Raw genomic sequence first — 25851 nt, 5'->3', positions numbered from 1 at the left:
ATTAGTATTATCTTTTTAATGCTTGATATTCATCCCAAATTTTCTCTGGAGAATAATAATCTTTTAGTAACTCATAATCTCTGGAATAAAAGTCAATTAATTTTTTTATAGACTTCTCTGACAACTCTGCTAATGATATTTTTCTACCTCCAGTATTAAGTCTGGGTAAGTTAATTTCAAACCCAGTTATTTCTGATAATTTTTTCCCTAATTCTCCTAAACGCTCTACTTGAAATATACGATCGAATCCCTTTATTTGATTGCCCATAAAAGTGTGCTGCGGTTTGATATGAAGTTGCCAATTATCAGACATTTCTGAATATAATTCTAAGTTTTCAATCATCGAATTTATTTCGGGATTAACTCCTAACTGAGCCATTGATAGATATTGAATGGCGGTTAATTTAGTTCTTTCTAATGATTCTTTAGAGTATAATATTTTATTAGAAAAAGCAGATAAAAAACGCTTAATTGGCTCTCTCACTACTACAAATTTAAAATAATTAGTTGTTATATTTCCCATATTTATCAAGTAAATTTTTTGGAATCGATGTATCTCCATTGGATCTTGATACTTAAGAGTACTAATTTTTTTATTTATTCTATAGTTATCCTTCTTAAGCTCAGATGATAGGAACTTGATGACAGTTTTTATTGTAGTGCAAGCACATTTAGGAATATAAGCATAAGCAATTTTAAATCTATCGCACATTACTGCTTGTAGCAGAGTTTGATTTTCAAACTTTTCCAAAGAGGAACAACTTCTCAAAACACTCAAATTTTTATCAGCAGATTTAGGATTTTCTATTAATACTTGTTGATAGTATTTTAGTGCTTCCTGCTTATTTCCTTGAGCAACTAAAATAGGGATTAAATTTTTCTTGCCATAGTGTCCATCACCAAATTTATTCTGAACTTTATGAACAACTTCCAAAGCTTCTTTTGACAAACCTTTTTGAATCAACAAATTTGAAAGTTGTTGATAGACTTCAAACTTTTGACAACCACTATTGATTAATTGGTGAGACTTAGATATTCCCCATTCTATTAAAGTCGCACTTAATAAAGCCAAAGCAAAATTTAATTTAATCGCCTGTTTATAATTAGCAAATGCCGAATCTTTTTTTCCTATTTTTAATAAAGCGTAGCCCAATTTGATATAGGCATCCTGACTATAAATAGAAATTTCTACACCCTTGTTTAAATACGCTAAACCCTTCTCAGTTTCACCTAGATGTACTAATAAATAACCCAGTTGAGAGTAAATACTAATACTATCGCCATCAAAATCAGCATTTATTAAGTCTGCTTCTAGGGTTTCCTTTGCTAATGATAAACTGCCATATTTTTCTGGTAAATCTGCTGTTATATTATGCTCTATTATTCCATAAAATAGTCTATCAATATGTTCTGGATAGTCAGGAATAAATTCTTCTATTATCTCATCTCCTAGATTAAGGTAAATATCAATAGCAGCCCGAAAATTTCCTTCAGTACATAATATTTCTGCTTGCTGTAAGTCAAAATTTTCATTCCCTAATTTTTGAGTAATTAACTTTTTAAATGTACAAGCTAATATCTCTCCAGGTGATACCTCTAAAAAGTAATCATCTAATAATCTTTTCACGGCTATGCCAATAATGCCAAGGGTAATAAAATGGTGCATAGTTTGAGTAAGATTATTTATTGATTCTAAAAGTATTTGATCACAAGAATAAGCAATAGGAAAAACCTCTGATTCAGACAACAAATATCTGAAATAATCTTCGACTTTGCTTAGAGAAGCGATACTTTTTTCAAGCGCATAACGACGCAATATGATATTTTTTTGGAGACCATATTTTTGTTGATAATAGTTAGGATATTGGCGAAATATTCTATCTGCTAAATCCTGAGCTGAATCAAACTTATGTAGTTCTATATAAGCATTAGCTTTACCAACTAAAAACACAAGATTATTTGGAAATTTATCCATAGCAGTTTGCCAACAAGTTAAGGCTAATTCCCATTTTTGGGCGTGCATTAATACTCTGGCTAAACCATCATAACCATGATGTTGATGAGGATATTTTGAGATAAGTTCCTCAAACAAAGTTTCTGCTTCTTGATACCTAAATAAAGTAATTAAAACATTCCCTTTCTGTACATAAAAATGAAAATGGTGGGGCAAATGATTAATCGCATTTTCCCATCGCTTCAAAGCTAATTCCCAATTCCCCAAATGATTAGCTAATCTGGCATAACCCTCGTAACCTTGAGGTTGATGAGGAAACTTTTCTATTAACCTTTGAAAAACTGATTCTGCCTCATCAAACCGAGACAAATTTATCAACATATTGCCTTTCTGAGTTTGAAAACCGATATGTTCTGGAAACTTTTCTATAGCATTTTCCCAACGCTTCAAAGCCAAGTTCCAATCTGCAAAACTATGAGTTAATCTGGCATAACCATCGTAACCTTGAGGTTGATGAGGAAACTTTTCTATTAACCTTTGAAAAACTGATTCTGCTTCATCAAACCGAGACAAATTTATCAACATATTGCCTTTCTGAGTTTGAAAACCGATATTTTCTGGAAACTTTTCTATAGCATTTTCCCAACGCTTCAAAGCCAAGTTCCAATCAGCAAAACTATGAGTTAATCTGGCATAACCATCGTAACCTTGAGGTTGATGAGGAAACTTTTCTATTAACCTTTGAAAAACTGATTCTGCTTCATCAAACCGAGACAAATTTATCAACATATTGCCTTTCTGAGTTTGAAAACCGATATTTTCTGGAAACTTTTCTATAGCATTTTCCCAACGCTTCAAAGCCAAGTTCCAATCAGCAAAACTATGAGTTAATCTGGCATAACCATCGTAACCTTGAGGTTGATGAGGAAACTTTTCTATTAACCTTTGAAAAACTGATTCTGCTTCATCAAACCGAGACAAATTTATCAACATATTGCCTTTCTGAGTTTGAAAACCGATATTTTCTGGAAACTTTTCTATGGCATTTTCCCAACGCTTCAAAGCCAAGTTCCAATCAGCAAAACGATAAGTTAATTTGGCATAACCATCGTAACCTTGAGGTTGATGAGGAAACTTTTCTATTAACCTTTGAAAAACTGATTCTGCTTCATCAAACCGAGATAAATTTATTAATATATTGCCTTTCTGAGTTTGAAAACCGATATGTTCTGGAAACTTTTCTATAGCATTTTCCCAACGCTTCAAAGCCAAGTTCCAATCAGCAAAACTATGAGTTAATCTGGCATAACCATCGTAACCTTGAGGTTGATGAGGAAACTTTTCTATTAACCTTTGAAAAACTGATTCTGCTTCATCAAACCGAGACAAATTTATCAACATATTGCCTTTCTGAGTTTGAAAACCGATATTTTCTGGAAACTTTTCTATAGCATTTTCCCAACGCTTCAAAGCCAAGTTCCAATCAGCAAAACTATGAGTTAATCTGGCATAACCATCGTAACCTTGAGGTTGATGAGGAAACTTTTCTATTAACCTTTGAAAAACTGATTCTGCTTCATCAAACCGAGACAAATTTATCAACATATTGCCTTTCTGAGTTTGAAAACCGATATGTTCTGGAAACTTTTCTATAGCATTTTCCCAACGCTTCAAAGCCAAGTTCCAATCAGCAAAACTATGAGTTAATCTGGCATAACCATCGTAACCTTGAGGTTGATGAGGAAACTTTTCTATTAACCTTTGAAAAACTGATTCTGCTTCATCAAACCGAGACAAATTTATCAACATATTGCCTTTCTGAGTTTGAAAACCGATATTTTCTGGAAACTTTTCTATAGCATTTTCCCAACGCTTCAAAGCCAAGTTCCAATCAGCAAAACTATGAGTTAATCTGGCATAACCATCGTAACCTTGAGGTTGATGAGGAAACTTTTCTATTAACCTTTGAAAAACTGATTCTGCTTCATCAAACCGAGACAAATTTATCAACATATTGCCTTTCTGAGTTTGAAAACCGATATTTTCTGGAAACTTTTCTATAGCATTTTCCCAACGCTTCAAAGCCAAGTTCCAATCAGCAAAACTATGAGTTAATCTGGCATAACCATCGTAACCTTGAGGTTGATGAGGAAACTTTTCTATTAACCTTTGAAAAACTGATTCTGCTTCATCAAACCGAGACAAATTTATCAACATATTGCCTTTCTGAGTTTGAAAACCGATATTTTCTGGAAACTTTTCTATGGCATTTTCCCAACGCTTCAAAGCCAAGTTCCAATCAGCAAAACGATGAGTTAATCTGGCATAACCATCGTAACCTTGAGGTTGATGAGGAAACTTTTCTATTAACCTTTGAAAAACTGATTCTGCTTCATCAAACCGAGATAAATTTATTAATATATTGCCTTTCTGAGTTTGAAAACCGATATGTTCTGGAAACTTTTCTATAGCATTTTCCCAACGCTTCAAAGCCAAGTTCCAATCAGCAAAACTATGAGTTAATCTGGCATAACCATCGTAACCTTGAGGTTGATGAGGAAACTTTTCTATTAACCTTTGAAAAACTGATTCTGCTTCATCAAACCGAGACAAATTTATCAACATATTGCCTTTCTGAGTTTGAAAACCGATATTTTCTGGAAACTTTTCTATAGCATTTTCCCAACGCTTCAAAGCCAAGTTCCAATCAGCAAAACTATGAGTTAATCTGGCATAACCATCGTAACCTTGAGGTTGATGAGGAAACTTTTCTATTAACCTTTGAAAAACTGATTCTGCTTCATCAAACCGAGACAAATTTATCAACATATTGCCTTTCTGAGTTTGAAAACCGATATTTTCTGGAAACTTTTCTATAGCATTTTCCCAACGCTTCAAAGCCAAGTTCCAATCAGCAAAACTATGAGTTAATCTGGCATAACCATCGTAACCTTGAGGTTGATGAGGAAACTTTTCTATTAACCTTTGAAAAACTGATTCTGCTTCATCAAACCGAGACAAATTTATCAACATATTGCCTTTCTGAGTTTGAAAACCGATATTTTCTGGAAACTTTTCTATGGCATTTTCCCAACGCTTCAAAGCCAAGTTCCAATCAGCAAAACGATAAGTTAATTTGGCATAACCATCGTAACCTTGAGGTTGATGAGGAAACTTTTCTATTAACCTTTGAAAAACTGATTCTGCTTCATCAAACCGAGATAAATTTATTAATATATTGCCTTTCTGAGTTTGAAAACCGATATGTTCTGGAAACTTTTCTATAGCATTTTCCCAACGCTTCAAAGCCAAGTTCCAATCAGCAAAACTATGAGTTAATCTGGCATAACCATCGTAACCTTGAGGTTGATGAGGAAACTTTTCTTTTAAACTTTGAAAAACTGATTCTGCCTCATCAAACCGAGACAAATTTATCAACATATTGCCTTTCTGAGTTTGAAAACCGATATTTTCTGGAAACTTTTCTATAGCATTTTCCCAACGCTTTAATGCCAACTCCCAATTCCCTAAACTATGAGTTAACCTTGCATAACCCTCATAACCATCTGTTAGCTCTGGATACATTTCTTTTAATTGCTTAAATACCGTTTCTGCTTCCTCAAATTTACCTAAAGTAATTAAATTATTCCCAAAATTACGATAAATAGGCATAGGCTGTTGGGAATTTATAGTTAATGCTTGCTGGTAAAAATTAACAGCCTCCTTGATTTTTCCTTCCTTATTTAACTTATCCCCATTCTCGACAAAATCTCTAACAATATCTGTTCGTAACCAATGAATTTTTTTTGTTGCTACAGGATGATTATAATTAATAGCAATAATTTCTTGCCAAATTTTAAATGCGCCCACAAAATCAAACTTAACTTCATAAACTTCAGCTAGAGTTTGTTGATAAATAATCACATTATTTTTTAGAGAAATAGCTATTTTTAGATATTTAATTGCTTCATCTAATTGACCTTGATGTCTTAAAGTTTTAGCCAAGCTATAGTAAAAAGTTGCAGAGTTAGGATTGATTTTAACTGCCTCTTCATATTGGATAAGTGCTTCTTGCCATTTATTTTGTGCAGCTAATATTTTTCCTAAATAGTAATAATTCCAGGAAAAATTAGGGTTTACTTCTATAGATTTTTGGCACTCTTTAAAAGCATCATCAAATTTTCTTTCCCGAAGTAGTTGGTTAACCTTTTTAATAGGATTAGCTATAGTCATTATTATTGAATTTATTGACAACAGACTAAATTTTAACACTTCACTCTTGAGGTGGCAACAAAAGACTAAATCTGTAACAATTTTATAGCAATAACCAAAAGTAATACTATATTGAGGTGATACTTAAATTTTTAAGCAATTAACACAGTCTTTTTTTAAGTTTTTGATAATTATTAGATAATTAGTTTGAATTCTTCTTATGTTTGCTATAACCTATGAACGTCATATAAAACCTTCCTATTTAATCTCCTACTTATCTGTTTTAAGGATTCAAAAAATCTAAATGATTACCATGTTTTGCCCGTAAAGATGCCGGAGAACCTTGCAATTCTAGCTGGCCACGATTTAATAAAATAATCCAATCAGCCCTACTAATTACCCTAGGTCTATGACTAATAAAAATAGTAGTTTTACCCCGACGATAAGACAATAATCTCTCCAAAACTTCAGACTCAGCTATCGGATCTAAACCAGAAGTTGACTCATCCAAAATTAATACAGGTGGCTCATTAACAATACCTCTAGCTATTGCCAAACGCTGCCTTTGACCCCCAGAAATATTGGCTCCAAATTCTCCTAAAACTGTTTGATATTTATTAGGCAAACAACTAATAAATTCATCAGCACCAGAAATTTGACAAGCTTTAACAATTTTTTCAAATGTTACTCCCGGAGCTGCTAAATAAAAATTTTCAATAATTGAACGACTCCAAAAATGAGCATCTTGAGGTACTAATACAACTTGCTTTCTCAGAGAATTTATATCTAAATCCTGCAAATTATAAATGCCAATTTGAACATTACCAGATTTGACTGGATATAAACCAGCAATTAATTTAGCAATTGTACTTTTACCGCAGCCAGATTCACCAATTAAAGCAATAGACTTGCTACCAGGAAACCTCACAGAAAAGTTTTCTAATAGATCTATTCTACCAGCATAGTGAAAGCTAATATTAGAGCAAATAATATCATCATTATCCTTAATTTTAGCCTCCGGTTTTTGATGCTTTCCATCCGTTTCTGGAAGATAATTAATGACTTCTGAAAGTCGCCTAGTAGCAGTCTGAACTTTTGTTAATTCATCCATCAATCCTACCAATGTACTCACCAAGCTTGATACATATTGATTCATAGCAATAAAAGCTAATAACTGACCAATACTTAATTGTTCAGCGATAACTAAATTACTGCCAAACCACAACATAAAAATATTACCAATATTACTAATTAAACCTGAAAATACATCATTTACAATCCCAATCTGAGTAGTTCTAAGACTCAAATTAGCTAACTTGCCAAACCTACCTTGATATTCTTCCCAAAACTGAGGAGAACTAGAGGTAGTTTTAAGAGTCATTGCCCCCTTAAAAGTTTCTACTAAGACACCCTGAGTTTCTGCTTCTAAAGCCAATAAATTTTTAGTTTTTTGCTGTAATATCGGTAACAAAGCAATAGTTGATAATGTCATAACTACTGCCATAAAAATAGCAACTATAGTCAGAGAAAAACTATAGATACACATAAAAATTAAAGAGACTAAAGCAATAAAAAATTGGCTAGGTAAACTCACAATTACTTGAGAAAATAATTGATTAATCTCTTTAATATCTGTCAGTCTACTAATAATTTCACCACTACGTCGTGTCTCATAATAATTTAATGGCAAACGTAAAATTTGTCTGCAAAATTCCATTACTATTCCTAACTCTAAACGTTGGGCAAAATGGGAAATCATATTGGATTGAACTAACTCCAGACAACTACTAAAAATATTCATGATAATTACAGCAATTACTACACTAGTAAGTAACTGAAAATCACCCCGAACTAGAACATCATCAGTTAAAATTTGCACCAAGAAAGGAGAAGCAATAGAAAGTAAACCTAAGACAATATTCAACAAAAATACCTGAACAATAATTTGGCGATAATACCAAACTCGTCTGAGTAATCTGCTAATATTGCTAACTTTTTCATCAGCCTCAGAAAAAAAACGTTTTGGGTCAGGTTCTGTTAATAAACAAATCCAATCTTCCCAAGCTTCAGCTAATTCTTTTTCTGACAAAAAACGAATCCCAATAGCAGGATCAGCAATTACATATTTATCACTTTGTTTGCCATATAAAACTACCCAATGATTACCTTGCCAATGAATAATTGCTGGTAAAGGAGCACGGTCAATTTGATTTAAAATTTCTGGATTAGCTTTCACAGACCTAGCATTAAAACCGATAGTATCTGCACCTTGTTTTAAACCTAATAATGTAGTTCCTTGTTGATTAGTACCTATTATTTCTCTAATCCGATTAATTGTTAAAATACGACCATGATATTTAGCAATAGAAGCTAAACAAGCAGCTCCACAATCTTCCTCACTTTGTTGAAGAATTATTGGATATTTATTAAAGTTATTTATTTTACGTTCAGTAGATGCTTTTGGTAATATTGGTATTGGTACAATGTCTAACATAATAACTTAATTTTTAATTTAAAAATAACTATACTGATTAATTTTGATATACCAAATAATTCTTTCTATTAACAAACAATAAAATCAGAAAAAGACACCTATAAATCTACAGGTGCCGAGTTTAATGAAATACTAATTAAAGTTATAATCTCACCATAATATCGCTTTTAGTAACATCCTCTATCAGAATAGTTAACATAACTGTAGCGATAACCACTAGGACGATAGCCATAACGTATAGGACGATTATAATGAACATAATAATAGTCGCCACGACCATAGCCATAATTTACAATGCGACTGGATCTATAGTTATGACAAACACAACCATGACCACCATTAATAGTGGCAGAGTTTTCAGTCGAAATATCAGAAAATAGCTCTTTATTTTGAGTGTTTTGCATCATTTTTTTCCTTAAATATAATTTAATCAATAAGGTCGTTTAAGTTATATTTGTTTACGAAACTATCTGATGATTTGTAATAGATTATTCTTTTTATCAGGTGAAGCTTCAGGAGATTTTTTTGATTTTTACATTAACTTTTAGTCGCAATAATAATAGCCTCCGTAGCTATAACTGACAGGGCGACTATAATAGTAGCTATAGCTACGATAGTGGTAGCTAATAGGACGATGATAGTAACGTACAGAGCGACTATAATCGTAATTATTATTATAATAATGACCACCATTAATAGTGCCAGATTCTTCAGAAGAAAGGTTAGAAAATAGTTCGCTTTTTTGAGTTTTTTGCATAAGACTATCCTCTGTTTTATTTGGGTTTATAAGATAGTTAAAAAATTATAAATATATTATAAATTCCTATCTATTATTCTTTATTTATTTCTAGCATCCGGATATTTTTTTCCTGATTATATTCTCATAAATGGCAGATAAAAAAATACTAAAAAAATTACTTTTTTTCAATTAATCAGGAGAAAACTACTATGAAAAATTTTTAATTAGTAACAGCCGTGATGGTAGGGATTATAGGAGTAGGAAGAATGGGAATAGTAACGTACAGATCGACGATAATAACGAGGATAATAATTACGATAGCCATAACTGTAATAACCGCGATGACTGTTACTACCATAATATCTATGGCCGCCATTAATAGTAGCAGATTCTTCAGTAGAAAAATCAGTAAAAAGTTGATTATTTTTTGTTTCTTGTCTTTCTTGCATAAAAATTATCCTTAACCTTAATTAACTACATTAGTAACCTTTAATAATTTATGTTGACTACTGGGAATTACAATTCATTATTCCTAAGTGTTTAGTAATATCCGGATAAATACTTAGCCAAATATTTTTTAATTAAGTAATTATTATTGTAATAAAACATATAAATAAAAAAAATCAATATTTATTTATAGTATTTTCAGTCATAATGATTTCCAAAAATTAGACCATATCATGACTAGATTTAAATATTTATTGATATTAAAATAAAGAGTTTTATTTACAAAATTTATCTGCTTTTCTTTTCTATTTTTATGTTTCTTTTAAATATTTATAAATTAAGATAATAGTATTCATTTAATCTATGAGATACAGTTTTATAATAACTGTGAATAAAGAATGCTATACTTGGGTGTAATTTTAATTATTAAGTAACCTTCTCTATTTTTTTAGTACAAAAACTTCTGTTTATGTTTTTTGAACAATAACTTGTCTTTTTATTGTCATTTTTATCCCATTAATTTTTACTAAAAATATATTTTTATTTTAATTTAAACTAGAGAGTGTTCTATATTTAGATTCATCTTAACTACTCATAACATTTCGTGTATTGGTTGTGGTACAATTTAATACTTAAAAAGTTGGGGAAAGTCGAATATTTGACCAGAGTGCAAAAAACTTCAAATAAATTAACTATTTTCAAATAACTGCAAAGATGATTAAATTGTCCGATGAAATTTTTACCTTGTGACTAAATATTTTTAACGGGGTTTTACTCCGGGGTATTCGGAGAAAATTTTATACAATTTATTCACCATTATCCTTCGGTTTTTTTAGCTATTTTTTGTCATTAAATATTATCAAAATTATCTCAAATTATTATCAGTGCTTCTATCCCCAAATATTGCTCATTTTTTCCCTGCCTTGGCTGCTGTAAATAGTTAAATATTTTTCATAGTATTTTCAGTATTTCCACTTCTTTTTAACATCAATAAATTATGGGGCTTGGTAGTTTAAGACGCCAGAATAAGTAGATTTTTTTTCATTTGTGAGTGGATTTTTTATTCTTTTATCTATTGGTACCCAACCATAAACTCAAAAGTCTTTTCATAAGATATAACATTCCTTAATCATAAACATAGCCAGCTTTATAGTTTCTATTTCTCGTTGCTATTTTGCCAATTTATCCTCTCTAACTTTTTTTGCTTTCACAAATTAATCATTTTTAGTATAATTCTTGGTTGGGGAATTATTTCAATGAATAAACATCTTTTTCATAGTCATTATAATAACTTTTATGCGAATTAAAAACTACATTAAATTGTTTGTTGTAAATAGTTTTTTAAGCCTGATATTCTAAAATATTTTTTTGCTCAATACCCAGAAATTGGTTCCTCTTTTTTTACTTAAATTAATGTGGTTTTTTAAAAAAATATAGCTAAATTATTAAAATTTATAGGGCTATAAAAAGTGCTAATTTTTTTTATTTCAGATCTATAAACTGTGAGAAACCTTTAATAATTATTGGTGTTTTTATAAGAGTATTTACTCACCAAATCATTTTTAATACTAAAGCTATTGTTGTTTCTTTAGGATTTTTTTTCTAAAGTATAAAATTATCTATTTTATCTATAATCTTCATTTTTTTGTCTAGTGAAGTAGAGATATTATTTTTGCAATTATATTTTTACAACCTATTTAGGATTGCTATATCTACGAAGATATTCCTGATTTTATATAGCTAAAACTTTCATAATTATTATGTAAAAATACTAGAAATAAACTATAAAAGTCATAGAGGTAAAAATTGTCTATACAAAATTAATTTCCATTATTTATTCCCAAATTACAGGAAATATATGCTTTTTAGCTTGAAAGTATGTGTAATTAATTTTGTATAACTACTTAGAATTTTTCGTAATATTCTTTTTTTTATTCTTTTTTTTAATGGTATAATATAACCCTATGATAAAGTCAAAAGCCAAAAGGCAATAGTAATCTATCAGGAAGGTTTGGGGATTGAGCAACTTTAAGCAATATTATGTTTAGTATATACCAAGAGTGAAAAAAGAATGTTAAAAATTAACTTAGGCTATCACAGGATTTTTGTTAATGTCCCTGGGAGTCAAAAGTAATCATTGAGTAGTCAGCAATTAACCTTAACTAATAGGTTTTCAGTAGTAAAATAAGAATAATTTTAATTAGTAATAGCCTCTTGTATTCCCCTTATAGTAGTTATAATTATAACGTTTATTGTTAGGAGAATAACGGTTATAATTGTAATTACTGCGAGGGCAAAGTTGAAAGCCTAAAAAACTACGATGATATTTATAATTTTCATTATAACCACCATTGATTATAATAGATTCTTCTAAGTTTAATTCTGTAAAAAGTTGCTGTTTTTGAGATTGTTGCATGATCAGCTTCCTCATGGTTAATAGTTCTCATAAAATAATAGTAATCTTTGCTGATTTCTTTAACTTCTGAAGGAAGTTGAGTTTATACTTCCCAAATAACCTACAGTATCCGGATTTTTCTAACTTCTATAATTAATCACCTTCTTTTGAATATTAACTTTAATCCTAATTTCTGCAATTTTTAAATTTATCCGGATCACTTACAAAATAACTCCTAAGCTCAATAATTCCCTATGCTAGAAAGTAAAAAATAGGTAAGTAAGATAACTTATAGCAGTACTTTGACATTTTTTATAGTGAAAATTCCTGTCATTGCTAATAGAGGCAAGGGAAATAAGTAGCTGTTGCTAAAAATGGCTGAAACGTAGATAAATAATATCAATTAGCAAACAAATTAATTAAGTATAAAACAATTACTATATAAGGCTTTGATAGCATTTTTTACTTATTTTTTGCCAAATTGCCGATAGTAAATATCAAAATTTAATAGTGAATTAAGAGTATTATGGGTAAAAATGTTGTATGCAATTTTCGTACAAAATTTATCAAATTAACATAATCAGAGAATGTTTATCATGCAAAAAGATTATTCCCTTGGTGTTAATCATGTAGTAACTGAAGTGCTATCTAAGTATAGTATTAATACATGGAAATTGGTCTTAATATGTGCTACCAAAAATTTATAGGGTTCCGGATGACATTCGGAGCTTAGCACAATTTTTTGTATTTTATATAAGCTCATTGACCATGACACATTCTGGTGGAGTAATACAGCTAATTTAGTGCCAAGCTTGTAGAGTGTATATTTAAACCTAAAATTTAGATTACCAAAGGTATTTAAAAATTTGTCGTAACGCAATATTAAATATGTGTCAGTCTAGTAAGTAACTATCTAAACTTAATATTCATCTCTCAATTTAGCCTCAAAAAAATTATTTTAGTAAGTAAAAATAAATTATGTTTAATAATTTTGATTCTACAGAAGTACAACCCTTAGAAAGTGATGAATTTCTCCCTCCTATGAGTCGTTGGAATAAGATAGGTGGAATGTTCTTATTGGGTACATTTGGTGCAGCTATTGCCCTAATTAGCCTAGTAAAGTATAACCCTACTGTGAGAACAGAAGCTATTGCTCGACCAATAGGAGACGTAAGAATTGTTCAAGCACCTACAGAGGGTAAAATTGACAGTATAGAAGTAAATGAAAACCAAGTAGTTCATGAAGGAGATGCGATCGCACGCATAGATGAATCTGCTCTGAGTCGTCAAAAAACTCAACTACAAGAAAAAATCCAACAGTGCGACATAGAATTAGAGCAAATTAATCAACAAATATCTGCTTTAGAGGTTCAAATCTTAGCTACTGCTAGACCTCAAACTTTTCAGTATCAGTCACAATTTACCATAGCAGAAAATAATAAGATAGATAAATCATCTATTGAGTCAGCTATTTTAGAGCTATCCTTATCTTTGCCTAAAGTTGCTCAACAGTTTGCTAAAGATAGACGGGACCTGATAGTTAAGCGAACCGAATTAATTAAAGAATTGACTGCTGGTAACAGAGAACTAGAACAGGTAAATGCTAAACTTAATAATAGTGTAATCATTGCTCCTGCAAATGGTACTATATTTAAGTTATCTTTGCGTAATCCTGGGCAAACTGTCGAATCAGGAGCAGCGATCGCTCAGATAGTCCCTAACAACGCGCATATAGTATTTAAGGCTAGGGTGACAGCAGCAGATATTGCCAAAGTAAAAATAGGTCAACCCGTACAAATTCGAGTTTCAGCTTATCCTTTTCCTGATTATGGTATTCTCAAAGGAACTGTACGTTCAATTTCTCCAGATGCTATCGCTCATCAAGTACTTAAAGAAGCTTATTATGAGGTCACTATAGAACCTGAAAAACCTTACTTAGTCAAAGGCGGTAGTCAATATCTGATTCAACCAGGAATGGAAGGTCGAGCTGATATTATTTCTTCCCAAGAGACCGTGCTAACTTTTGTTCTCAGAAAACTTAGATTGTTAACTGATTTTTAGTGATTATACCAAATATATATAGCAATTAAGAAAAATTGGGAAAACACCATATAAACGTTTAATCAAACAATGGTTAAGATCCTGGGTTTTTGATAACAAATAATTTTCAGACACTTTGGAAGGAACAGCACAGGCAGGGGTATATAAGCCCAGTACTTACCAACATATTCTTAAGTAGTATGGAATAAAGACTTATGGAGTGTCCCCAGATCTTGGATCTGAAAAATTCCAGGGGATGTAACAAAAGCTGGCAAATCATCAACAGAAACCAGAAACTAGATTCTAAACAAAGGTAAATATATACTAAACCTTCATTCGGATATACCCATTATACAGTTCAATAAAATTGAAGGTAATAAATCAAATCTATCATGGTGACTAGATTTCTTGGAGTAATAAAGTCGGTAAATATCCCGGCATAAAAACCATAGTAGCGAATCTATTAAAAAGTCAGAAAAACTAATGCACATCTTCCGGATGAAATTTTAGACCAAAGGTACAAATCGAAGTTGACTATATTGTTGCTAGGTTTATAGATAGAGAAGATGCATACAAAAACATACAACTTCTACACCGCTACTGCTACAACATTAAAACTGCCGAGGATTTGAAAGTAGTAAGCTTTCTCAAGACTCATTAGGTCCAAAGTGGAATTTTAAGGATATACATAAGAAAAGAGAAGTTTAGGAGACGAGACGAGATGAAGATAAAGCCTCACGTCCCTTTCTCAAGACAAGCAGGTTTTACATAGCAATTATTTTAGAAAGAAGCTTCCCTAGTTTAACATAAATTTTTACTTTTTTTTAGATTTATTCACCTATTCGATTTGGCAACTTCCGCTTGACCAAGATTTTTGGTCTACTATATCAAAATTGCTGTGAATCTTGATAAATATTTACTTTGTGTTATCATATCTATATAATAATAAACAGAGATAGTTTAATAACTCAGGATAGCCTTATAGATTATCATATTAATTCATTTTTTTCAAGTAGGAAAACTTATAAAATTTCAATTATATAAACTAAACTTATAATATACTTTTTATAATTGATTTTTCCATATACTTGCTTGCCAAAAGCAAGTGTGTTAAATTATAAAACTATAAAACGTACTAATTTAAAGTACCTTCTCCAAGGCCACAAAAAATCTACGGATCGGTAAAAGTGAGAATGGAGATGCTGTATTTAGCAGAATTTTAAAAATTAAGAGGTATTATGAGCCAACAGGTCATACACCCGATGGATAAACTCCAACGTCAGGTAAATTCTCTTCGGGAATCTAACATAATTAAGCCAACAGATAGTATCTGGAAGATAGCTCTACTTTTTGGAGATAAATGGGTTTATTGGAAAAAAGAACTAGAAGAGTTTGGTTTTTCTATGAAAGATCCAATTAGTGAACTATTAGCTGTAGAAGCTTGGGAAGAGGATTAATTTACTCACCTTCCCAATTAGGCTTAAGGTAAGCAGCTAAAGAGATTATAGCTTTCAGGTAAAATATTCCTTATGGTTGTCGTCCCTTGTGGCAACCGTGGTCATGTAAAAAAAACTTGGTTGCTCAAGATTGTTTAAGTGCCCCAAGTGTAACATTGTAATTACAAGAACTCTAAACGGCGCACGAATTATAATAATTGCTCCTTTCAAATGGATGATGAGATAGTTTCAAGCACTACTAAAGATTCCTTGTGAAGAACTCAAAGATGCCTTGAAGTTCCTGATGCCAAGTTCGATTGACCAAAAAGATTGATCATTTTTCCCACTTTGTATCAAATCCGGTAGTATCTGTACAAGAAAGTAGAGAAAACCCCGGGAAAATATTAAATGCTCTACCATACTAAGCCTACTTCCCATGAACCCGGTTTATTCTCAAGCTCCAAAACAAGCGGATTTGATATTATTTTTTTTGAGAAATTACACATCCAGACTAGATTTAGTACTAGCTAATTAAAACTTGATATAATTATAAGTTTTATTAATTTTTCTTGATTTATGAGAACATACATATTTTTTCCTCTTAAGGCACTTACAGATCCTGTAGCGTTTTCTGCAAAAAGGTATGTAAAATACTAAATTATGACATTGATATACCCTTATTTTACCTTTTTGAGTTAACTTTGGGAGTATCATAGACAACTATTTAATGCTTCTGCTAACGCAGGAGCAGTTTTATAGCGATCTCTAGGTAATGGTTGTGTGACTTTTTCAATAACCTCTCTTAGTTGTGGTGTAATATTGGGAACGTTTTCAATATAAAAACGATAACCATTCCCATGATTATCATAGAAATGCATTGGGCTTTTAGCTGTCAGCAAAAAAATTAGAGTTGCACCCACTGCATACAAATCAGATTGAGTCAAAGGTTGTCCGCGGTCTTGTTCGGGGGCGCTATAGCCTTCTGCTCCAATTCTGGTACCTAAAGGTGTTCCAATTTCTTTCACTGCTCCAAAATCCAAAACCACTATCTGATTATCACGACGGCGCACTAAAAGATTAGCAGGTTTAATATCCCGGTGAATCAGGGGTGGCTCTTGTGAGTGAATATATTCTAGAACTTCACAAGTCTGAACCATCCACCCTATAGCCTGTTGCGGCAAAATCGGTCCTTGAGTAATAATGCGTTTCTCCAAATCCTGCCCATGAATTATTTCCATTACTAAATATTTCTTGTCTTCTTCGACAAAAAAATCGAAAAACTTGGGAATACCTGGATGGCTTAATAATTTCAAAGCCTTAGCTTCTCTTTCAAATAATTCTTGAGCCTTACGAATTTGAGCCATATCAGCATTCATCTCCTTAAGTACCACCAAAGCAGCAGCAGGGGAAACGGCCATACCTTGAAAATTATGTGGCTCCTGATCCCAAGCTAAATAAGTAGTACCCATGCCTCCTTGACCCAATATCCGTAAAACTTGATACTGACGAATAATTTTTTCAACCTGAATTGGTTTACCACAATAGATGCAGAATAGATTCCCTGGTGAGTTCTCACTAGCGCGAGGACAACATTCCTGGGAAATCTTTGCAGCAGGTAAAGCCTGAACATGAAACTTGAAGGTCGGGCCACCTCTTGCTAACTGTATCAGGGAACCATCAGAAACAATTCCTTGAGACATCAAAACTCCGTTGACAAAAGTTCCATTTGTCCCAAGGCTTACTAAGCGCCAAATATTTCCAGATGGGGACTTTGATATTTTATGTAGCTCTAGATGGTATCGGGAAACTAAACTATCAGATAAAACAATATGATTATCTGTAGAGCGACCAACCTTAATTATTGATTCGTTCTGAAAGTCCCAATCTTTTAAAGGAGTATTTTTTTTAGGGTCTAGGAGGGTTAACCTAATCACGATCTAATTAGTAGGGAGTAGGGAGTAGGGTTCGACCGCATAAGATATCTTTACACTTTATGCCTACAAATCCTAAAAAACATTGTTCTTGGTTACTTATTACTTAATAAATAAAACCTTAGGAAAGTATAGCATTATTTTTATGAATTGATATAACAATTAATACTTAATAATTAGCATGGCTGTTTCAAAGTATTATAAGTTAATGATGTATCCGAGTGGGGAAGATGAGGGAAATTGACCAAAATTTGCCGATTTTTTTAGTGTGTGAGTCTCATTCACACCTGATTAATATCAAGTTTCATTAATTAGCTCTAGTAAAAATACTTTTCTCACATCAATTCCTCCCAATTTCCAATTCCTAATTCCCAATTCCCTAAAGTTTTTCTACAGTGGGTATTCGTAGACAGCTTGCAAATTTTTAATTTCAAAAGTCTAAAGATACAATATGTCAATGCTTTGAGAGTTAAACGAAGGATAGTTTTCACTTTTGTACTACAAAACTTCTGCTATCTGCCTTCTGGCTTTAAGCTAATATCTCTGCATTTTTGAGTAATGAAAACTGCCATAGTCAGCAAGAATTAATGAGGGTTTGCTCTTATTAAAAAGTAGGGGAGTAGGTAAAGACTTTGCATACAAAATCTGTACAGAGGAAGGTCGAATCATATAGGAGGTGGAGATAGTCGGAGATATTTGTCCCTTACGGCCCTCCACAATCATTCTGCCCAAAATTCTAACTTATGTAAAAGTTTTGAAGATGATACCAAGTACTTTTTAAATGCAAAAAAAAAGCGTTTCGTAAATATTAGTTAATGCTTTGGGATTTAATTAGGAAGCCCTAATTACCTTTCCTTAAAAAGAAAAGGGTATTGGATCGTGGAAAAAATGATATTCTATAATTTTATTGAGAAATAGATAGTCCTTATTGTTAAAGCCATAAAGTAGGCACAATGGCCTTTATCAGGAAAAACAGAGTTATTTGTGTCGTGAGTGTGGCCGTCAATGGGTGAGAAAACTTTTGTCCTATCGGTTATAGTTATGATTTTAAAGAGCTTTGTTTATAAATCTCCTTTAACGCCATGGAATTTCGAGCCATTGAGAGAGTGACTGATATTTCCTTCTTGGACGGTGCTTAACTGGGTAGAGCTTGTACTAAGTACATATTAAAACTAAAGAAGTTTGAGATCCTGAAACTGCTTACTCTTAATGAACTTTAAAATGCGCGTGAGCTAAAAAAAAATATCAATTTGGGTCTGGACAGTTGTAAATAGCCAAATGCCAGGAATTTTGAAGTTGGTGATAGGCGATCGCTCCGCTGTTAACTTCACACTTATAAGGCATAGGCAGATGATTCCACCAACTCTGACGCGTATTCTTTTATCCTTGCTTATAAGATGATTGTAACCACCAGGCCAGCAAAACAGCGATGACAAGAGTACAGGACTTACGCAGGTAAGCTATATCTGGTATACTGCCAAAATGAAATTGTCAATACTATAATTAGTTTTTTTCGCATAGATATTACTTTTAATATATATTAAAATCAGGTTACATTTGTTAAATGGATTTGCTAAAAATCCTTAATTATTAAACAATAATGACATGATTATATTAGTTGCAAGAAAACATGGATTTTAATGTTTGTTGTAACTCGTCAATATTTACTTAAATATCACAAGAATTATACAATAATGCTCCTTAGCAAACCCAGAGGGAAAATATTAGCCATAGATACAATAAACCGTTATTTAAGATATTAGTCTTTAAATTCACAAGAAAAACTGGGGAAATGTTCAATAAGAATTTGTACAGATACAGCAGCTTATTTAATATTTTATGACACAGTAATTAATAAAAAATATGGGTATAATATTCAGCGTATACCATGACAATATAGTGGTAATGAACATCAAGTTATTTGCTTTATATTAGCTGTGAAGTTAGTGGGTCTTGGAATAGTTAATTGTATATATTTTAATCAAGGAATGAACAATTATGGATTATATATTATGCAGTTTATACCAGATACTGACAAAAAAATAAAAATAAAAAAGTGTTTAATAAATGATATAAAATGGCTATAAACTATAAGAAAATACCATTTAAAACAGTGTATATCGTCAAAATTGTCATGCACTATATATAGTGCCTTTGGGTAAGTCCTTGAGTAGAAGAATACTACCGTTTAAGACAGATGGTGTGGGTTTTTTATATCAAACCCGGTAGCATTGGTATAATTCCATATTGAGGAGTAATAAGTTGAAATTCTAGGAATGAGCAACCGTTTGTCCTTAATGACAATAGGAATTATATTACCCCGAAACCAACGGATTTGATATTATATCGCAAAACTTTATGCTACTCCAAGTCAATTGATATGTTGAGAATTGGCAGTTTCTTTCCTGATCTACTATAGAAGTGAGCTTAGGCATATTTACAGTCCAAACCCTTTAAAATAGGCCCTCATTAACAAAAATTGTAAATACACCAGCGCACTTTGCTCTATTTGAAAGATACGCAAATTCCTCAATTATCCTAATCATTCGTAATTGCGCAACGCCCTTAATCAAGTTTTGGGGAGTTACCGAATACTTCCGATCTACTCGATCTACTTAAGTCATAATTTCTTTAATCTTTTTCTGGCTTTATTAAAGCACGAATAACAATTGCTGTAATATTATCGTGACCATTATATTGATTTGCCAAATCAATTAATTTACTTACACCCAATTCCAAATTAGCTTGTTTGTCTAAAAGTGGTTTCAGGTGAGTTTGCCAATTGTTTTCCAGAAGCTGATTATCTGTTAAACCATCAGACGCCAAGATTAATAAAGTATCATTTTTGAGATTCAAAAACTGTATATCTGGCCTCACAAAATTTTCATTTCGTGGTCCTAAAGCTTGAGTCAATTGATAAGCATCAGGGCGACCATAAGCTATCTGTAGTTCAACTCCGCGATTAACTTCTCTTTGACCTACTTCATGGTCTAGAGTAATCTGCTCTAATCCTCCCTCACGAGAAAAACGATACAAACGACTATCCCCTACATGAGCTACAGCTACTTCTGTATCATAAATCATTGCCATAACTAAAGTAGTACCCATTCGACCACTACCAGAACGGGCTTCTTGTTGGTTAAGATCGTAAATTACCTCATTCGCCTGTAAAACTGCTTCACGAATTGTTTCCTCTGAAGGCAAACCTACTGACCAACTACTTTCTGTTTGAAAATATTGTTTAATACTGTCTACTGCTAAATGACTAGCTATTTCTCCACCAGCGTGTCCTCCCATACCATCACAAAGTATATAAATTCCTTTAGCTTGAATAATTTTTTCAATTGATGTTTCCTGACTTTCTATCTGAGTTTGAATCCCAAAAGCATCTTCATTATGATCACGTTGACTGCCTACATCACTTTTACTCGAACTTTCCAAACTAATCAATTGTGTTGGCAATAGCTCAGTTTCTTGAGTTTCAACATCATCTGGTATTTTTGAGGCAGAATTATCTGCTTGCAAAAATGTCGGTGCAGATTTAGCAGGTGCCTGAGACTGTAAATTATCTTGAGTATTCATTATATATGATCGCAATTGTTCAATAGTTTGTATTTCACCATTTCGCCAATCTTGAAATAAAGCTGTTATCCAACCAAATTTTGTACGTTGGGATTGCTCAAATAACCGCTGCCAGAATAACATTAAATCTTCTAGAGTTTTAGGTTCTCCAGGTTTTGAGTACAAGCTTTGCAACTTGATATAATTATTATCTACTTGATTTACTCGGAGATTTTCATCTTCGAGTATACTTTGACAACAATCCCAGGGCATTAAGGCTATCCACAGTTCGGTCATTTGTTCCAACCACGATAAAATTTGTAGTTGGGGCAACTGCTGGTTTCCCCAGAGATCAACTAATCGTGGCCAACTGCTATAGTCTGCCAAAAGTAGTATTTCTTTGGAGTGACATCGCAAACGTTCTATGGAGTGCGATCGCCAGCTATCGTGAATAGTTGGCAAATTTTGAGGTATTTGGGTCTGTAAAGCTATATAAGGTTGGGCAATTATGGGGATAATTAAAGCTTCCATAGCTTTAGGAGTTATTTGTTTAAAGCTATCAGAGTTATTTTTCAACCAAGCTCGAATTGGGGTTTCTTCTAGTGGGTAACGGTCTAATACTTCCACAACTACTCTTTGACCTTGGTTATTCACTGGTATAGTTTCCAATACTTGGTAGCGTTGTTTAGGGTCTAAGTATTTTTCAATTGAAGGAGTAGAGAGAATTTTTGTATCGTTTAAGGATAATTGATTCTCTGTGTTTACTGTTTCACACACTAGATTAAGTATATCTGTAGTTGTTAATTCTGAATTATCTGAGTTTCCTATTGCTTTCGGTTGAGTTTCTTCTACTTCTATATCTGAAGCTGATGTACCAAAAGTATTATTAGATTGATAATCATCTTCTATTTTAATTTTTTCGTCCAAATTATGAGAGGATTCTAAAATTTTTTCAGATTCTTCTCCAATAATTTTAGTTGCTGATTCTAAAGAATCATTATCTAGGGGCTTTTCTCCTGTCATGAATTCTTGTTGGCTGAGATTATTAACACTAATCTCTGGTATACTAGGAGTGGCTACTTCTTTTTGATAGTAAATAATGGCCTTCCATACTTGACCTGTATAGACTCCACAGTTGTGACATTGTAGAGCTTTCAAGGAGACTTGCGATCCACATTGATGACAATTTTTGTGGGTTAAGGATACACCACATTTTTGACAATATCTATGATTATCAGGATTTTCCAACTCACATTGGGGACAAATGAGCATAATTAGTAGCGATTTTGTGTCACAACTTTAATTATTGTAGAGCAACTAGAAGGGAATAGAACTATTAGCATCTTCTAAAATTGTTTGAATTGCGATCGCTTCTATTATTTTTAGGGGCACTTCACAAAAGTATTTTTCCCTAAATTGTTCTTCTGATACTGCTGCGAGGAACTTTTGGACTGTTTGGGATAAAGTTTCTAATTTTTGATTTTGGCTTTGACTCTGAATAATGTAAAAATATTTATCTTTATACTTGACATTAAATCCAAAATATTGTAATGCTATTAAACCTAATTTAAGAGTAGTATCACTAATACTTAACTTTTTTACCAATTGATCAGGAGTTACAGGTTGACCTGTACGGCTAAGATATTTGGCAATTCCCAGAAGTTGTTGCCAGATTTGTAGAGGGTGGGTAATAAAAGGTTGGGAGTAAGCGATCGCTAGTTTTTTTTGTTGATTTATTGCTCGTCGGAACCAGATGCGTAAATCATTCCAGTTTGTGGGACATTGGGTAAGAACAATTAAGTCTTTTTCATTTTCGCGAAGGGATAACTTAGATTCATTCGTGTCACTATAATTTTTATTTAGGAACTTTGAGTTTTTATTTTCAAAAAGAGGTTGACTATTATTGCGCCAGTCTAATATCCAATTTACGGTGTTCGATGCTACGACTTGACTATCTTGGGAATTGGGTTGTACAGCAATAAGTCGAGCTTCATAACATTTTTTTTTAGCATTGAAATCTAATTCTAGAACAGCATCACATATTTCTTCAGGAATTTCTTCCTTATAATGACCCCACCAAATACCAGGAAACCCTTTATCTATAGACTTATCGCAAATTTCAAAATTTGTTTTAATATATCTGACTTTATTTCCCTCCATGTCTGTTTGGTTCTGATGCCAAATATCAGTAAACCAACAATTTTGAATTAAAAGTTTAGGCACCGGGTTTCCCATACCACAGGGTTCCAAAAGCTTTAGTTCTTGAAATAAATCTCTACCTAACTCAGATACAGTGATAATTAAATCTACTTCTATTACTGAGGTTTGGTTAAAAGTGACCCCTAATATTTCTCCCAATAACTGATTAATAGCATCTGTAAATATTGAAATATTTTCTACTGGTAAACTCAGACCAGCAGCAAAAGGATGACCGCCAAAATTATGTAACAAATGTGCTTGATTTTTCACCAACTCATAAAGATTTATATTACCAACAGAACGGGCAGAACCGCGAGCTAATAATTTTTTTTCAGAAGTTTTAGTAACTTCAGTTTCCTCACTAAATAAAATAGTAGGACGACCATACTTTTGAGCTATTTGGCCTGCCACTAATCCTAGCACACCAACAGGCCATTGAGGATCACTCAGAACTATGACATGAGTCGTAGAAAGGTCTAGTTTTGTCAATTTTTGGGCAATATCTTTAGCTACTTCTTTTTCTAGAGACTTGCGCCTAGAGTTAGCCAACTCTGTTTGTAACGCTAGTTTTTGACAATGTTGAGGGTTACGACTTGTCAATAGTTCCACACAAAAACTGGCCTCTCCCATAATTCTACTTACAGCATTAATTCGAGGGCCAATACCAAAAGAAATATCTGTAGGGCGATCGCCTGTTTTTTGGCACAATTCTAAAAGTTTAGCAACTCCTGGCCTGGTAGTTTTGTGTAATTGTGTCCTTAATTTTTCAATACCTATTTGTGCTAAATAACGACAGTCATCTCTTAGTTCAACTAGATCTGCAATTAAACCAATAGCTACTAAATCTAATAATTCTGTTAGGGGAAGTTGAGGTATTTCCGGATGAGTTAAATAAAGTGCCTCTATAAGCTTATAAGCTACTCCAACTCCAGATAAATTATATAGGGGATGATCTTGAGAAAAATAGCGAGGATTAATAATAGCAAATAACGGTGGGCGTTTTGTGGGAATAGTATGATGATCAGTAACAATTATATCTATACCTAAACTATTTGCATATTCTATTTCGGCAATATTTGTACTACCTGTATCGCAGGTAATTATCAAACTATAATTTTTTTTAGCTAACCTTTCTATTCCAGAAAAATTCAAACCATGAGATTCTGTAAACCTATTAGGAATATAATAAGTTAGTTGGTCTATTTTATCTAAAAATTCTCCTAATCCATCCCATAGTACAGATGTTGACGTAATCCCATCTGCATCAAAATCTCCCCAGATAGCAACTTTTTCTTGATTATTTCTAGCAGAAATAATTCTTGCTACGGCATTATTAATTTCTGAGCCAAATGCTGAAAAACTAGCTGGTTTATATTGTTTCGGATCTAAAAATGATGCTATATCTTCAGGATTTTTAATTCCACGTTGCCATAATAATTGTGCTAGATATTTTCCCGATAATTCTGGTACATAGCTTTTGAAAGATTCAATAAATGAATAAGGTGGATGATTGGAACTCAGGATTTGCCAATATTTTTTTTCTTGAGACATCTTTATTTAGCAATTTATTGTACTAATGAATAGAATATAAACATTATAGTTAACCATATAAATATAGAATTAGTCCGAAAGTAAGTTGAAAGTAAAATTATTGCTGTGAATAACACAATTACAGAAGGAATAACATTTAGTTATTTACGCAATTAAGTAACGAAACCTACCATCAAATAATTTAAGTAGATCACAACAGTCATTATCACGACTATAACAATCTTATTTTTATACTTTCCACCTATATTGCTAATTTTTGGTTTGGCTTTTTAGAGAATTGCGGAACAAAATAATACCAGTTTCGGAGTTAATTTAAATTTATAGTTTTTTTAATTGTGACAGCCTACGAGCTAATTACTATCTCTTTCTTCTTATTTATTTGACAAGTAGTAATTTTTTTCCCAATTAAAAATTAATATTCATATCAAATATCCTGTTAACTATTTATGAATTTATGAAAACAACTATGTTTTACTAATTGTAAGAATAATATTACAAATATTTTTCAAATAAACTATATATGTAATATGTAAAATGATTTTATAAAATCCTATCAAATCCGCTTAATTTGGTGTGAAAAAATATTTCATATTCAGCCCAGCCTTCAAATATTACTAAGTTTTTTTTCCTCCTGACTTGTGAGTTTTTAGTTTTGAGTGATGAGTTTAACTAACTATCTAATTATACCAATGCTACCAAATTGTATATTACTGTCTAGTTAAAGTAATTAGGGTTTGCTGAATAAATCTCAAAAAATTACACAATAATAATTTTAGATATTTTTAATCAGAAATAGTATCCAATTTTCAGCTAAAATAGACTAATAACCAGGTATATATAATGTACAAAAAATGTACAGAAAAGTAGGCTAACATGACACTCCAGCAGAATA

General features: G+C 32.2%; 12 protein-coding genes and 1 pseudogene. 4 read left to right on the top strand and 9 right to left on the bottom strand.

Features of this window, described 5'->3' with window-relative positions; translation table 11 throughout:
- Positions 1-7: 7 nt before the first annotated feature.
- From TERY_RS02960 to TERY_RS02945, 6 genes are all read right to left on the bottom strand, one after another.
- Complete coding sequence (locus tag TERY_RS02960; protein ID WP_011610461.1) at positions 8-6187, bottom strand: tetratricopeptide repeat protein; 6180 nt, start codon at positions 6185-6187, stop codon at positions 8-10.
- 262 nt (positions 6188-6449) lie between these two features.
- Positions 6450-8660 (bottom strand): cysteine peptidase family C39 domain-containing protein, encoded by a 2211-nt coding sequence (locus TERY_RS02955; RefSeq protein ID WP_011610460.1) that lies wholly within the window; start codon positions 8658-8660, stop codon positions 6450-6452.
- A gap of 167 nt (positions 8661-8827) precedes the next feature.
- Positions 8828-9067, bottom strand: coding sequence for a hypothetical protein (locus TERY_RS02950; protein ID WP_011610459.1), 240 nt, complete (start codon positions 9065-9067; stop codon positions 8828-8830).
- A 137-nt stretch (positions 9068-9204) separates the two neighbouring features.
- Positions 9205-9417 (bottom strand): hypothetical protein, encoded by a 213-nt coding sequence (locus TERY_RS32205; protein ID WP_155994277.1) that lies wholly within the window; start codon positions 9415-9417, stop codon positions 9205-9207.
- Between the two features lie 206 nt (positions 9418-9623).
- Positions 9624-9848, bottom strand: a complete 225-nt coding sequence (locus TERY_RS32200) for a hypothetical protein (RefSeq protein WP_155994275.1) — start codon at positions 9846-9848, stop codon at positions 9624-9626.
- 2198 nt (positions 9849-12046) lie between these two features.
- Positions 12047-12262, bottom strand: coding sequence for a hypothetical protein (locus tag TERY_RS02945; RefSeq protein WP_044136335.1), 216 nt, complete (start codon positions 12260-12262; stop codon positions 12047-12049).
- 957 nt (positions 12263-13219) lie between these two features.
- On the opposite strand from TERY_RS02945, the gene TERY_RS02940 reads away from it, so the two are divergent.
- The 3 genes from TERY_RS02940 to TERY_RS02935 all read left to right on the top strand — a co-directional run bounded on the left by TERY_RS02940 (position 13220) and on the right by TERY_RS02935 (position 15738).
- Positions 13220-14302 carry an HlyD family efflux transporter periplasmic adaptor subunit gene (locus tag TERY_RS02940; protein WP_011610458.1) on the top strand — a complete coding sequence of 361 codons (1083 nt, stop codon included), beginning with the start codon at positions 13220-13222 and terminating at the stop codon, positions 14300-14302.
- 502 nt (positions 14303-14804) lie between these two features.
- Positions 14805-14942 (top strand): hypothetical protein, encoded by a 138-nt coding sequence (locus tag TERY_RS32195; RefSeq protein WP_155994638.1) that lies wholly within the window; start codon positions 14805-14807, stop codon positions 14940-14942.
- 577 nt (positions 14943-15519) lie between these two features.
- The gene (locus TERY_RS02935) at positions 15520-15738 is read left to right on the top strand and encodes a DUF4327 family protein (RefSeq protein ID WP_011610457.1); all 219 of its coding nucleotides are present in this window, start codon (positions 15520-15522) and stop codon (positions 15736-15738) included.
- Between the two features lie 689 nt (positions 15739-16427).
- On the opposite strand, the gene TERY_RS02930 is transcribed toward TERY_RS02935, so the two are convergent.
- Entirely contained in the window at positions 16428-17651 is a 1224-nt protein-coding gene (locus tag TERY_RS02930) for a protein kinase domain-containing protein (protein WP_011610456.1), read from the bottom strand.
- Positions 17652-18562: 911 nt separating this feature from the next.
- Between TERY_RS02930 and TERY_RS36055 the strand changes: the two are divergent.
- Positions 18563-18798: pseudogene (locus TERY_RS36055) on the top strand (IS1 family transposase); the annotation flags it as partial.
- Between the two features lie 1481 nt (positions 18799-20279).
- Here the strand turns inward: TERY_RS36055 and TERY_RS02925 are convergent.
- Positions 20280-22481: a serine/threonine phosphatase gene (locus TERY_RS02925; protein ID WP_011610455.1), complete on the bottom strand. Its 2202-nt coding sequence runs from the start codon at positions 22479-22481 to the stop codon at positions 20280-20282.
- Between the two features lie 45 nt (positions 22482-22526).
- Positions 22527-24959, bottom strand: coding sequence for a single-stranded-DNA-specific exonuclease RecJ (gene recJ / locus TERY_RS02920; RefSeq protein ID WP_011610454.1), 2433 nt, complete (start codon positions 24957-24959; stop codon positions 22527-22529).
- Positions 24960-25851 lie beyond the last annotated feature (892 nt).

Origin of the sequence: Trichodesmium erythraeum IMS101, assembly GCF_000014265.1 — a bacterium.
In the GTDB taxonomy this organism is placed as follows: domain Bacteria; phylum Cyanobacteriota; class Cyanobacteriia; order Cyanobacteriales; family Microcoleaceae; genus Trichodesmium; species Trichodesmium erythraeum.
The sequence above is the reverse complement of the archived record's forward strand: the minus strand, read 5'-3'. Positions and strand labels throughout refer to the sequence as shown.